12 protein-coding genes are annotated in these 14233 nt (G+C 45.3%); 11 read left to right on the top strand and 1 reads right to left on the bottom strand.

The features are described from left to right. Positions 1-59: 59 nt before the first annotated feature. A complete protein-coding gene (locus GMES_RS19880; protein ID WP_006994611.1) occupies positions 60-2447 on the bottom strand; it encodes a Lon protease family protein in 2388 nt (795 codons plus the stop codon). A gap of 356 nt (positions 2448-2803) precedes the next feature. Between GMES_RS19880 and GMES_RS22895 the strand changes: the two genes are divergently transcribed. The 11 genes from GMES_RS22895 to GMES_RS19825 all read left to right on the top strand — a co-directional run bounded on the left by GMES_RS22895 (position 2804) and on the right by GMES_RS19825 (position 14191). Beyond that, complete coding sequence (locus GMES_RS22895; RefSeq protein WP_226990349.1) at positions 2804-3106, top strand: hypothetical protein; 303 nt, start codon at positions 2804-2806, stop codon at positions 3104-3106. A 186-nt stretch (positions 3107-3292) separates the two neighbouring features. Beyond that, positions 3293-5905, top strand: coding sequence for a leucine--tRNA ligase (leuS, locus tag GMES_RS19870; protein ID WP_006994609.1), 2613 nt, complete (start codon positions 3293-3295; stop codon positions 5903-5905). A 15-nt stretch (positions 5906-5920) separates the two neighbouring features. After that, on the top strand, positions 5921-6442 hold the full coding sequence (locus GMES_RS19865; RefSeq protein ID WP_006994608.1) for an LPS-assembly lipoprotein LptE: 522 nt from the start codon (positions 5921-5923) through the stop codon (positions 6440-6442). Beyond that, on the top strand, positions 6442-7464 hold the full coding sequence (gene holA, locus GMES_RS19860; RefSeq protein ID WP_006994607.1) for a DNA polymerase III subunit delta: 1023 nt from the start codon (positions 6442-6444) through the stop codon (positions 7462-7464). Before GMES_RS19865 ends, holA begins: the two co-directional genes overlap by 1 nt. Continuing rightward, positions 7461-8120 (top strand): nicotinate-nucleotide adenylyltransferase, encoded by a 660-nt coding sequence (gene nadD, locus GMES_RS19855; RefSeq protein WP_006994606.1) that lies wholly within the window; start codon positions 7461-7463, stop codon positions 8118-8120. Before holA ends, nadD begins: the two co-directional genes overlap by 4 nt. A 38-nt stretch (positions 8121-8158) precedes the next feature. Continuing rightward, entirely contained in the window at positions 8159-8476 is a 318-nt protein-coding gene (gene rsfS / locus GMES_RS19850) for a ribosome silencing factor (protein ID WP_006994605.1), read from the top strand. Between the two features lie 46 nt (positions 8477-8522). Then, on the top strand, positions 8523-8993 hold the full coding sequence (gene rlmH / locus GMES_RS19845; RefSeq protein ID WP_006994604.1) for a 23S rRNA (pseudouridine(1915)-N(3))-methyltransferase RlmH: 471 nt from the start codon (positions 8523-8525) through the stop codon (positions 8991-8993). 2 nt (positions 8994-8995) lie between these two features. Next, a complete protein-coding gene (mrdA, locus tag GMES_RS19840) occupies positions 8996-10927 on the top strand; it encodes a penicillin-binding protein 2 (RefSeq protein WP_006994603.1) in 1932 nt (643 codons plus the stop codon). A 15-nt stretch (positions 10928-10942) separates the two neighbouring features. Then, entirely contained in the window at positions 10943-12067 is a 1125-nt protein-coding gene (gene rodA, locus GMES_RS19835; RefSeq protein WP_006994602.1) for a rod shape-determining protein RodA, read from the top strand. Between the two features lie 50 nt (positions 12068-12117). Continuing rightward, complete coding sequence (gene mltB, locus GMES_RS19830) at positions 12118-13236, top strand: lytic murein transglycosylase B (protein WP_052013440.1); 1119 nt, start codon at positions 12118-12120, stop codon at positions 13234-13236. Then, positions 13226-14191, top strand: a complete 966-nt coding sequence (locus tag GMES_RS19825) for a septal ring lytic transglycosylase RlpA family protein (RefSeq protein WP_006994599.1) — start codon at positions 13226-13228, stop codon at positions 14189-14191. The genes mltB and GMES_RS19825 overlap by 11 nt, the downstream gene beginning before the upstream one ends. Positions 14192-14233: the final 42 nt, after the last annotated feature.

The raw sequence follows: 14233 nt of genomic DNA, 5'->3' as shown, positions 1-14233 counted from the left end.
CGCGGCAGTCTATCAAAGCAGTTCAAAAGTGGCATCTAAATAGTGCATGTTAATCACGCCTATTCATCATCTGCGCCATTGACCACGTTAGCGATGTTGAGCAAACTACTCACTGCCATATAATTTATGGTGCCTTTGGGGTAGCGCCCTTTAGTATTCATCACTCCCACTTCTTTGTTCATCAATAACTCAAGTGCTTGATCAACTGTTTCCACGACGCATATATGAAATTTGCCTAACTTCACCGCCGCAACGACCTCTTTATCTAACATAAGGGAAATCTGATTCGACTTAGGAATAATCGCCCCTTGATTTCCGGTTAATCCCCGGTGTTGGCAAAGTTTGAAAAAGCCTTCAATTTTTTCATTTACTCCACCTACCGATTGCACTTGGCCATACTGATTGATTGAGCCTGTTATGGCGAGATCTTGGCGGGTAGGAATGTTGGTCAGGGCTGAGATCAGCGCCACCAATTCCGCTAGCGAGGCGCTATCGCCGTCTATATGACCGTACGATTGTTCAATAGCGATATTGGCTGATAAGGTCAGCGGGAATAGCTGCGCATATTTATGGCCTAAATAGCCCGTTAATAGCATAACCCCTTTGGAGTGGATAGGCTGGCCGAGTTCAACTTCTCGTTCAATATCAACAACACCGTTCGCCCCAGCATACACGGTAGACGTAATGCGCGCTGGGGTACCAAATAAGCTATCCCCCACTTCAAGCACAGTGAGGCCATTAACTTTACCTACATCCACGCCCTCGGTCGCAATCAAGATTTGTCCCTGTTTGATGTCGTCAAGCACTGCTTCGCTTACGCGGCCAGTTCGGCGCGTCTTAGCACTCAACGCCGCTTCAATATGCGTCACATCTAAGTCTAATGCGTGACCCTGGCGACAGAAATAAAGACTCTCGTTGAGCAATTCAATGACATCTGAGAAGCGCGCTGACAATCTTTGTTGATGCTCTGCCATACGTAAACTGTATTCTACAAGACGATACATTGCCTTAGGTGAAATACTGCTTAATCCCAATTGTGACACTTGATGCCTTACTCTGCCGACAAAGTCATAAAGTGTTTTTTTGTCTAACTGAATTTCATGATCAAAATCGACCAATACCCGGAACATTTCATAAAATTCATCATCAAAATCTTGCAAGTTGTAATACAACTCCCGGGAACCAAGCAGCACCACTTTAACGTTAATGGGGATGTGTTGCGGATTCAGCGTGATTGAATTGACCATGCCCACATCTGGTTGTGGCAAGTCCATTTTCAAATACCCAGATTTGAGCACTAGCTTCAACGTTTCCCAGGCATATGGCTGTAAAATCAACTTGTCTACATCTAGCAATAAATAACCGCCATTAGCACGGTGCAACGCTCCCGGGCGGATCATGCGATAGTTAGTAAAAACCGAGCCTGAAACATTGGTATATTCAACACGGCCAAACAAGTTTTGATGCGTAGGATTGGCTTCATAAATAACCGGTGCACCACTATTTAACTCATGGCTGACCAGAATATTAGGTAAATATTGTTCTTCAAGTACGGAACGACGATCGTATTCGTCATGTTTATCGTCTTTTTTATCATCTGCCAAAATCTCCACTATCGTTTCGACCAAGTGAGGTTTTAATTGCCGTAGAAACTTTAAAATGCCTAAATCAGACGCATAAAGATGTTCCAATTCTTTAAGTAAGGGTTTAATGCCCTGCTCTGCTGTGTCCTTTTTAAGATGCCTAAGCTGCTCTGAAGACGCTCGTTTCCACTTAGGCAGTTCAATTAATGCCTCGCCTAAGCGATTTTCCAATTCATCAATTAACTGATAGTAGCGCTGACGCTCCTCATCACTTAGCTTGGCAAAATCCGCATCGGTAATGGGCTTTCCATCAACAATAGGTGAAAAACTGATATTGCCATTTTCTTCATACAAAGCCACATTTTGAGCTTGTGCAAGTTGCTCAACAGAGTCAATGGCGTGATCATAACGCTGATCAAACTCTCGGGTTATGGCTACTTTTTTGCGCTGGTAACCTGGGTTATCAAATGCAGCGGGAAATGTATCGAGCAATTCATCTACCAACTTGCCCATTTCCTTTACGAGGCGCTTACTTTCCCCTGGGGGTAGACGCAACGCAAAGGGTTCACGCTCGTCTTCAAAATTATTGATGTAGCACCAGTCATCTGGCGTGAGCACTTTTTGCACATACTTAGCGATATATTCATGCACTAAGGTAAACCGGCCGGTGGCTTGCTCCCCCATCACATACAAGTTATACCCTTTGGCGTTTAGGCCTAAACCGAAGTCCAATGCTTCGCGCGCCCTAGCCTGCCCAATGAACGTAGCTTGCAGCGCTTTGTCATCTTTAAGTGCGTGGTTAATCAATCGGCGACTAGGCTTGGCGGTAATTTCTTTTAAACTCAAAGCGTATTTAAGATGCATGTTTAACTGGCGTTGTCCTTATGCGAGCAAGGAAAATACACTTACTCATACTGAAACTCTCACTTTAGCGTACTAAAGTATGTGATAAACCTATTAAGTAGCACTTTATTGCATTGATTAATAAGCTGATATTCGATTCAAATATAATAACAAAAAACAGGAATAGCATGCCTCACTTTACGCACATAAAAAAATTTATCTTCACGGGAATTTCCGTAGTCTCTTTTTCTTCAACGAGTTTTGTGCACTTAACTCACTTGAACGAACACGGTTTTAGCGCCCCAAAGGAGCTAATATGAGACGCGTTAGCGGGTAAGATTGATAAGTGGTGGCCTAAAGATCACACATAGTGGGAAATGAAGGAACGTTGCCCCTGCAACCTGCAACCTGCAGCGGGTGGTCACTTTGGTGAAAGCACAGGAGATAACTCAGCTGAGCATATGCGTATCAGTTTTATTCAGGTAAACAGCTTGCTGCGTATGGCAGGCGGCTTAGGGCCTTTGCGAGGAATGGGAGTTCACGGCGCGCTGAATTGGCAATTTACCCAGCAAGACAACAACATCACTAAGCTTATTCTCACATACCAAGCTCACGGGGTTATCAAAGGTGATTTCGCCAAATTGGCGCCTATTGTTGATAGGGTACAAAACAGCCAATAAAACGCCCTAGCGCGTTTTGTTGAACAGCTAAAATCAAATTAACATCGCGGATTTAGCGTTAAGTCATTATTTTTTACGATAATTAGCGCTAAAACCCAGTTCAGCTATTGTGACCCAGCAAACCGTTAGGGTATTCTTATCTGCTATCTTATTTAATACATCTTATCTTCGCGGAAACTCTTTTTAATGGCCGAAAAAATTTACGAACCTCAGAAAATCGAACAAGAGGTACAAGCGCTTTGGGAAACCAATCAAACTTTTAAAGCAACTGAACAAGAAGATAAAGAGAAATTCTACTGCTTGTCCATGTTCCCTTATCCAAGTGGGCGCTTGCACATGGGTCATGTGCGTAATTACACCATAGGTGATGTAGTTAGCCGTTTTCAACGAATGAATGGCAAGAACGTATTACAACCAATGGGTTGGGATGCATTCGGCTTACCGGCTGAAAACGCCGCATTAAACAACAATACCGCGCCTGCGAAGTGGACATATCAAAACATCGATTACATGAAAAACCAGCTAAAATTGCTGGGTTTTGGTTATGACTGGGATCGTGAAGTCGCTACCTGTAAAAAAGACTATTACCGCTGGGAACAATGGTTCTTCACTCGTCTGTATGAGAAAGGCTTAGTCTATAAGAAGAACTCTACCGTTAACTGGGATCCCGTTGATCACACTGTATTAGCCAATGAACAGGTTATTGACGGTCGAGGTTGGCGCTCTGGTGCGTTAGTGGAGCAAAAAGAGATCCCTCAATGGTTCATCAAAATCACCGATTACGCTGAAGAATTATTGACAGATCTGGAGCAATTAGAAGACTGGCCTGAACAAGTACGTGCCATGCAGAAGAACTGGATTGGCCGTTCAGAAGGTGTAGATATCACCTTTAACCTTAGTGAGAACGCAGCTGACATCAGCAGTTTCGATGTTTACACCACACGACCTGACACACTTTACGGCGTAACTTACGTAGCCGTTGCTGCGCAGCATCCTCTTGCCTTGCACGCCGCACAGACTCGACCAGAACTAGCCGAGTTTATTGAATCTTGTAAAAATACCAAGGTGGCCGAAGCTGAGCTTGCCACTATGGAGAAAAAAGGCTGTGACACAGGCTTGTTCGCTATTCACCCGTTGACCGGTGAAAAAGCGGCAGTGTGGGTCGCTAACTTCGTGCTAATGGGCTATGGCTCAGGTGCGGTCATGTCTGTACCTGGTCATGACCAGCGTGATTGGGAGTTTGCCCAAAAATACGGCCTACCTATTAAGCAGGTGGTTGAGCCCAGTGCAGATGAGCCACAAGAATGTGATTTAGCCACAGCGGCATACATCGAAAAAGGTGTGCTTGTTAACTCTGGTGAATTTAATGGCTTAGCGTTTCAAGAAGCGTTTGATGCCATTGCAGCCAAACTAGAAGCTCTCGGTGCGGGTAGCAAAAAAGTCAATTACCGTTTGCGTGACTGGGGCGTATCTCGTCAACGTTACTGGGGTTCCCCTATCCCGATGTTGAACCTTGAAAACGGTGAGTCTGTTCCTGTTCCAAGCGATCAGCTGCCCGTTGAATTGCCTGAAGACGTACAAATGAACGGCGTTATTTCGCCGATAAAAGCCGATCCTGAATGGGCAAAAACGGAATATAACGGCCAACCTGCGCTACGTGAAACCGATACATTCGATACCTTTATGGAATCTTCTTGGTACTACGCCCGCTACTGTAGTGCCCAAAATCAAGATGCCATGCTCGACCCGAATCAAGCCAATTACTGGTTACCGGTAGATCAATATGTGGGCGGTATTGAGCACGCTATTTTGCATCTATTGTATTCACGCTTCTTCCATAAGCTACTTCGTGACGAAGGACTCGTGAACTCTGATGAGCCTTATAAACGTTTATTATGCCAAGGTATGGTACTCGCTGATTCCTTCTTCAGAGAAGATGAGAGCGGTAAGAAAGAGTGGTTCTCTCCTGCAGATGTTGACACAGTCAAAGACGAAAAAGGTCGCATTACTCAGGCGACTTTGAAAGCTGATGGTAAGCCAGTTGAGCACGGCGGCATGACCAAAATGTCAAAGTCGAAAAACAACGGTATCGACCCCCAGCATGTGATTGATTTATACGGCGCAGATACAATTCGTGTGTTCACTATGTTTGCCGCGCCACCTGAGCAAACATTGGAGTGGGTAGACTCAGGCGTCGAAGGGGCTAATCGCTTTATCAAGCGCGTATGGAAGCTGACTCAAGATCATATTGATGCCCTTGATGGCAATACTGCACCGGCTATCGACAAGGCAAATCTTACCGGCGATCAAAAAACCTTGCGCCGAGCCGTACACCGCACCATTGCAAAAGTGACAGATGATGTAGGTCGTCGCCAAACCTTTAACACTGCTGTCGCGGCAATTATGGAATTACTCAATAGTTTGCAAAAAGCACCACAAAGCAACGTTCAAGATAAAGCTGTGCTGCGCGAAGCCATTGAATCTGTAGTGTTATTACTTAACCCCATTGCACCACATATGTGTCACGTTTTGTGGCACGACCTAGGCCACAAGAATGATATTGAGACTGCGCCTTGGCCGGTGGTTGATGAATCAGCGTTAGTAGAAGATGAAAAGCTGATCATCGTGCAAGTCAACGGTAAAGTACGCTCTAAAATTACTGTGGCGGCAGATGCCAGCCAAGAAGAAGTACAAGCTCTTGGTTTAGCTCAAGAAAATGTGCAACAGTTCGTTGATGGTAAAACCATACGCAAGGTGATTTACATTACTGGTAAATTGCTCAACATTGTCGCCAACTAACGAGTGAAAAATGCAATGCGAAACCTCATCATCTGCTTATTCTGTAGCCTCGTTATCAGTGGTTGCGGTTTTTCATTGCGTGGTAATTATGAGCTACCCGCAAGTGTTTCTCAGTTAAGAGTAGGCTCAAGTGAAGCACACTCGGCGTTAGAGCGCGCCCTTCGCAATGAACTCAAGCCCTACAGTGTTGAGGTGATTGACTCAAGCGTGAAGGGCACCTCTAACACCACTAGCATATACCTGTTGAGCGATGTTCTTGACAGACGTTTACTATCACTTTTCAGCACCGGTCAAGTGGCTGAGTATGAATTGATTTACACCGTTCGCTATGAATTACAGTTCGCCAACAGCGATGCTCAATTGCTCGAGTTTGAGATCAAGCGTGAGTACCAAGACGATCCTGATGCCGTATTGGCAAAATCTCGTGAGCTTGAGCTGGTGTTATCTGAAATGCGCAAACAAGCGGCAATCCGTATTATCCACCAAATATCGATTGCTCAGCGCACCATAGTAAACACAGCTGTCATCACGCCCTAATGCAAGTTTACCCCAATCGATTTAACGCGACGTTGAAAGAGGGCCTGCAGCCCTTTTATCTTATTTTTGGTGATGAGCCCCAGCAGAAGCTGACGGCGATTAACCAAATACGCGAGGTGGCTACTGAGCAAGGATTTGACGAAAGACAAACCCTAGTTGCCGATGCGCAGTTCGATTGGTCAACTTTACTCGAAGCAACGCAAACGCTATCGTTATTTTCTGCTCGTCAGTATATTGAGCTCGAATTACCCACAGGGAAACCTGGTACCCAAGGTAGCAAAATCCTGACCGAGCTGAGTGCACAAAATAATCCTGATATTCTATTGGTTATTCATGGAGCCAAAATTGGCAAGGACGTGCAAAACAGTAAGTGGTTTAAAGCCATTGATAAACACGGTACATATGTCCCCTGTTACCCCCTAGAAGGTAACGCGCTGCAGCAGTGGCTAATGGAGCAAATGCGTACTCAAGGTTTGCAAGTCACGCCAGATGTGACCCGACTGCTAGCGGAGTATTGTGAAGGTAATCTACTCGCCGCCAGTCAAGAAATTGAAAAGCTCTGCTTACTCTACCCTAACGGCAACCCAACGTTAGAAGAGGTTGAGCAGGCCGTGGTGGATCAATCAAGGTACAACGTCTTTCAATTGATAGATGTGTTGCTCGCAGGTGACAGCCAAAAGTCAGTGAAAATGCTATATCGCCTTGAAAGTGAAGGCGTAGAGCCGAATATTATTATGTGGGCGCTAACCCGCGAATGGCAAACATTACGCGCTCTGCAAGCCAGCAAACAAGCAGGACAGGCCATAAACTGGAATCAACATCGTATTTGGAAGAATCGCCAAGGTATGTATTTATCAGCCTTACAGCGCTTATCTCCTATTCATATGCAACAACTTCAGCATAAGCTCAACATCATGGACAGCGCACTGAAGCAATCCCAAGTGGAGCGCCCATATGTTGAACTTTGTCACTTGTGTTTGCTATTTATTCCCATGTCTTTAGAGAACTTTGCTTTAATTTGAATAACTTACGACCAGCATTAGGCATATTTGGTGGGACATTTGATCCTGTTCATTACGGCCACACTCAATCCGTTATCGTGGCAGCACAGCAAGCTGGTGTGCAATCTGTGGCGATGTTACCGTGTCACATACCTGTGCACAAAAATCATACCCCAAGTGCCAGTCAGCACCGCTTAGCCATGCTAAAATTAGCCATTGAGCAGTACCCGCAGTTGTATATTGATGAGCGGGAAATACACAGCGATACGCCTTCATACACCATTCACACCCTGCGAGCATTGCGTAAAGAGTACCCAAAGCACCCACTTTGCTTTTTTATCGGTATGGACTCCCTGCATTCGTTGCTGAGTTGGAATGAATGGCAAGCACTATTTGATTATTGCCATTTTGTGGTGTGTTGTCGTCCCGGGACTAAAACGCCCTTAAGTGAAGAGTTGAAAGCTTTACTAGCAGAGCGACAGGTCACCACGAATAATGCCCTGCACAATGCATTACATGGTAAAATATTTCTTGCCGACACACCGGAGCTGGACATATCGTCTAGCGAGATACGCCGGCATATAATTAACAACTTACCAACAGACGACATGCTCGATCCGAAGGTACGTCGATACATACAAACACATAAGTTATATCAGCCAAGCACCACTTTCTGATAAACTGAGACTTCGTCCGTTCAATATAAGGAATCCCTTTGGATCACCAACAGTTAAAAGCCTTTGTGGTAGAAAAAATTGAAGACCTAAAAGGTCGAGATATCATAGATTTAGACGTATCAGAAAAATCAAGCGTGACAGAAACCATGCTGATATGTTCAGGAAACTCAAAACGACATGTGGTATCCATTGCCGAAAATGTAGTTGTTGAAGCCAAACAAGCGGGTAACCCGCCACTGAGCATTGAAGGCCGTGAAGTCGGCGATTGGGTATTAGTTGATTTAGGTGATGTAGTGCTACACGTAATGCAAGACGACGCCAGAGATTTTTATCAGTTAGAGAAACTTTGGGGCTAATTCCCCGTCGAAGCACTAGCTGTAACATTGCAAAGTAGATAACACCATGCGAATTCAACTAATAGCCGTTGGCAGTAAAATGCCAAGTTGGGTCGAACAAGGTTACCAACAATACGTTAAACGTTTTCCTTCTGATATGCCCCTTAGCCTTACAGAGATACCTGCTGGCAAGCGCGGTAAAAATGCGGACATAAAACGTATTTTGCACAAGGAAGGCGAATTGACTATGGCAGCAATTCCCAAAGGCAATCGCATTGTGACCCTTGAAGTGACGGGTAAACCTTGGGATACCCCTATGCTTGCGAGCAATATGCAAAAGTGGCAAATGGATGGGCGTGATGTCAGCCTACTCATTGGTGGCCCTGAGGGCCTAGCACCAGAGTGTATTGCTGCATCTGAACAAAAATGGTCTCTATCTTCGCTAACCTTGCCCCACCCTTTAGTCAGGATCATTGTCGCTGAAAGCTTGTATCGGGCTTGGTCGGTGAATACCAACCACCCGTATCATCGAGAATAACCATGGCCCGCCATCGAGTAACGATTAAAGACCACACCGCTGAAGCAAACCTTTTTGCTCGGCGCACGGTCATCGCTATGTTGGTCATTTTTATGATGATCGCCATGGTATTGAGCAACCTATACTACCTGCAAATCACCCGCTTTGAAGATTACCAAACGCGCTCTAATGGCAATCGAATAAAAATATTACCAGTAGCGCCGAACCGCGGGTTAATCTACGACAAAAATGGCACTCTGTTGGCTGAAAACCGTCCCGTTTTTAACTTAGAAGTCATCCCTGAGAAAGTAGAAAATTTAGAGAAAACGCTTGGCCTGTTGAGCGTATTGCTCGATGTGGACGAAGACGAAATCACCGACTTTTATCGAGAAATAAAACGTAATCGGCGCTTCAAGCCGGTGTCTTTGCGTAAACGCTTGACCCCCGAAGAAGTCGCTCTTTTTTCTGCCAATCAACACAAGTTCCCAGGAGTGAGTGTAGAAGCTCGCTTAACACGACACTATCCATACGGAAAAACGCTAACCCATGTACTGGGTTACGTATCAAAAATTAATAAAAAAGACCTGCAAAAGCTCAGCGAAGCGGGCCTTGAAGCAAACTATGCCGCGACCCATGACATAGGAAAGCTTGGGGTTGAAAAGTACCACGAAGATATTCTTCATGGTCAGGTAGGTTATCAAGAGGTAGAGGTTAACAATCAAGGACGCGTGATCCGCACGCTTAACTTCAGTCCTCCCGTTCCAGGGCAAGATATCATCCTAAATATCGATTTGAAACTGCAACAAGAAGCAGAGCGCATTTTAGATGGTGACAAAGGTACCATCGTAATGCTTGATTCAAATGACGGCGGTGTGTTGGCCATGTTCAGTAGCCCTAGCTACGATCCCAACTTATTCGTGCACGGTATAAGCAGTAAAAATTATAGCGCGTTATTAAACTCAAATGGCCGCCCACTGATTAACCGCGCCACGCAAGGTCAGTATCCTCCTGCTTCAACCATAAAGCCTCATTTAGCCTTAGTGGGTTTAGAAGAAAAGACTGTCACCCCGCAAACTCGCATTTTCGATAACGGCAAGTACCGCTTGAAAAATGTAGAACACGTGTGGCGAGACTGGAAACGCTGGGGACATGGTTGGGTTGATTTAACCTCAGCCATAGAACAATCCTGTGACATCTACTTTTACGATCTGGCTTATCGCTTAGGTATAGATAAAATCAGCGACAACATGTTTGAATTTGGTTTCGGCGATTACACCGGCATAGATTTACACGAAGAGTCAGATGCGAACATGCCCAGCCGCGGCTGGAAGCGTGCTCGATTCAATCAGCCATGGTACATCGGTGATACGATTCCAGTTGGCATTGGCCAAAGTTATTGGACCGTCACTCCTATTCAATTAACACAATCTATCACCACTTTAGTGAATCATGGGCATCGTTATATTCCCCAGATATTGCGCGGGAAATACGTTAACAATGAAGTCGTTCTTGAGGGCAGCAAAGAACGCCGCCCAATGGACATTAAAAATGATAAAAACTGGGACACTGTCCTAGATGCTATGTACGGCGTAGTCAATCGTAAAATTGGTACAGCGCGACGAGCCTTTGTTGATACGCCTTACGTTTCCGCAGGTAAAACAGGGACAGCCCAGCTTGTTGCCATCGCCCAGGACGCCAAATACGATGCCGAGAGCTTAGCTGAAAACTTGCGCGATAACGCCATGTACGTGGGTTTTGCGCCCTATGAAAAACCGGAAATTGCCGTTACCGTGGTACTCGAAAATGCCGGTGGCGGTAGCTCACAAGCCGCTCCTCTAGCCAGAATGATGATGGATAAATATTTTGAAGAGCGAGAATTTACGCCTAAACCAGACGTAAAAGAGCGCGAAGTATCGCAAGACGTCGCCCATCAAACCACTTCACACACTCATTAGGCACTGACCATTGTTATGAATATGATGCTACGCACCAAGCTTGACCCTAATAAGCGTTCTATGCTTAATCGCATACATTGTGACGGGCCGCTACTTATCGGGCTACTGGCACTGATGGCCGTTGGCTTAGTAACGATATATTCTGCAGGGGGCCAAGATTGGCAGCTAATTGACCGTCAACTCATTCGACTCGGCCTGGCTCTTGGGGTCATGTTGGCCGTGGCGCAAATCCCCCCTTTAGCCTACCAAAAGTTATCCATTTATTTTTACATACTCGGGATCGCCATGTTAGTTGCGGTGATCGTATTCGGCCACGTAGGAAAAGGCGCTCAGCGCTGGTTGGACTTAGGCGTAGTGCGTTTTCAACCTTCAGAAATCATGAAGCTTGCCGTCCCCATGATGGTAGCGTGGTACATCAGTCAGTTTAACCTTCCGCCAAAATTAAGGCACATATTATTTGGCTTTATATTAGTAGGCGTTCCCACGTTGTTGATTGCGCAACAACCTGATTTAGGCACCTCTTTATTGATTGCTAGCTCAGGGATATTCGCACTTTTTTTAGCCGGTATGAGTTGGCGATTCATCGGTGGTATTGCTTTAGCGGTATCCATTTTCAGCCCTATCATGTGGAATTTCCTCATGAAGGACTATCAAAAACAACGCGTATTAACCTTCCTCAATCCAGAAAGCGATCCGTTAGGGTCTGGCTACCATATTATTCAATCACAAATTGCCATCGGCTCAGGCGGCGCCGAGGGTAAAGGCTGGTTGCAAGGCACACAATCTCAATTAGAATTTCTACCCGAGCGGCATACAGATTTTATTTTTGCAGTATTTAGTGAAGAATTTGGTTTTTGGGGCGTGGTCGGCTTATTGGCCATTTATACTTTCATTGTTATCCGCGGCATGATCATCGCAAACCGCGCTCAAGATGCCTTTAGTAAGTTACTCGCAGGCAGTATCACGCTAACATTCTTTGTCTATGTATTTGTTAATATGGGAATGGTGTCAGGCATACTCCCCGTAGTCGGAGTACCCTTGCCGCTAGTAAGTTATGGAGGGACATCCATGGTAACCCTACTCGCGGGTTTTGGCATTTTGATGGCCATCGCCACCCAAAAACGGTTATTGTCCCGTTAACACTTATATATAGATTTGCTAATGTACTTAGTGAGTAAGTTGGTAAATTAATGTTGTCACTTTGTGGAGCTAATGTGTCATTCTCAACTTTATGTAATCGTCTTTTTCGCCGCGTACTCCATGTATTGCTTGCTCTTCATCTACTAGCATTGGCAACAACGAGTCATGCACAACCTCTGCCTGAGGCAAAAACTGCCTTCTTGGATTCCTTAGTAACAGAGCACAATTTACATCACGAAACGGTGCAGCATCTGCTTAATCAAGCTGAAAAAGACCAAGCAGTGATCGATGCGATAAAACGGCCTTGGGAAGCAAAGCCTTGGCATCAGTATTACCCCATATTTTTGACTGAAAAAAGACTACAAAAAGGCCTCGAATTTTATCAAGTTCACCGGGAAACATTAGCCCGCGCAGAGGAAAAATATGGCGTACCGGCAGAGATGATCGTCGCTATTTTAGGTATCGAGTCTTTTTATGGTACCTATAAAGGTACCTACTCAGCGCTTAATGCCCTCTACACTCTAGGCTTTCACTATCCGCCCCGTGCCTCATTTTTTAAAAAGGAATTGGCTCAGTTAATATTGTTAGCGAATGAAGAGGAGTTTGATGCCACACAGATACAGAGCTCTTACGCAGGTGCAATGGGCTGGGGGCAATTTATTCCATCTAGTTATCGCCATTATGCAGTTGATTTTGACAACGACGGCGTACGCGATTTACTGAATAACCCAGTGGACGCTATTGGCAGTATCGCAAATTATTTTAAACGTAACGGTTGGCAACGCGGTGAGTCGGTTGCTTTTCCCGTAAACGTAACGCCTGAAAACGCAAAGCCTTGGTTAAGAAAATCTCTTAAGTATCGTGATACCTTTGCCCAGTTGCGCCAAGCAAATATTAGCCTTGATGCCGCAACAGCAAAAAGCGTCGGGATCGAAAAAGCTCAAGAACAGTGGGATGGCATCGCAGATAATAGTAGCGCTAAGTTACTTGATTTTGCCCAAAGTAGCGGGCACGACTATTGGATCGGATTGAAAAATTTTTACGTGATTACTCGCTATAACCACAGCAAATTGTATGCAATGGTCGCGTTTCAATTTAGCCAACAATTAGCCAGCGGCATCAACTCTTTAAACGAAGATGCACAGCGGAGTTCACAAGATGAGCCTTAAGTACGCGTTTTTAATCATGCTGCTCACATTCATAGCGGCCTGCTCCAATTCGCCGAGTTCAAATAGTAGCCGCTACAGCCAGCATAAAGATTCCGCCCCTAGCGCGATTAAGGATGGAATAAAATTTGATGATGCCGAACCTGTGTATGAGCCTTACGCACTTGCGAATCTGCGCAGCTATTCAGTATTAGGAAAGCACTATACGCCACTCAAAACCGGCAAAGGTTATTCAGCAACCGGCGGCGCTTCTTGGTATGGTCAGAAATTTCATGGACACCTCACATCCAACGGTGAAAGCTACGACATGTACGCCATGAGTGGTGCTCACAAAACATTACCACTGCCGTCATACGTAAAAGTAACAAATTTGAAAAACGGCCGCGAAGCTATAGTCCGAGTCAATGACCGCGGGCCATTTCATGACAAAAGAATAATCGATTTATCTTATGCCGCTGCAATGAAACTCGGTATGTTAAGCACAGGTACCACCCAAGTTAAACTAGAGGTCATTCATATTGACGAAGCAGGTATGCAGACAGTGGGTGACCGCTTGTCTGAGCCACCAACTCCGTTAAAAGATGATGCGGTGCTGAACGACAGCGTACAAATTTCGCAAGTGCCCCGCGTACCCGCTTTAGGTACAGCATCGGCTACATCACCAGCGATGAATTCCTCCAGTGCCGCACCTGCAACGCCAATAGTGACGCCCACAGAGATACCAACTCAAGAAAAGGTATTCATTCAAATAGCAGCCTTGAGTAACGATCAGCGAATAACCAAAATTGGTAACGCGCTGGCAAGTTTATATCAAGTGCCTTTTGTTGCCCCACTTGAAGAAGGATTATATCGCTTAAGACTTGGGCCATTTACGTCTGAGCACGAAGCATTAGGGATTTTAAATCAGCTGCGTAAAAGCGGATATAGCGACGCTTACAAGTTTTATCCTTCGAATTAACCCTAGGTTAAACTTTTCGACCAAGGTATTGTCTTATGAGCG

The sequence above is a fragment of the Paraglaciecola mesophila KMM 241 genome (assembly GCF_000315015.1).
GTDB lineage: Bacteria > Pseudomonadota > Gammaproteobacteria > Enterobacterales > Alteromonadaceae > Paraglaciecola > Paraglaciecola mesophila.
This window is presented reverse-complemented; position numbering and strand designations above follow the sequence as displayed.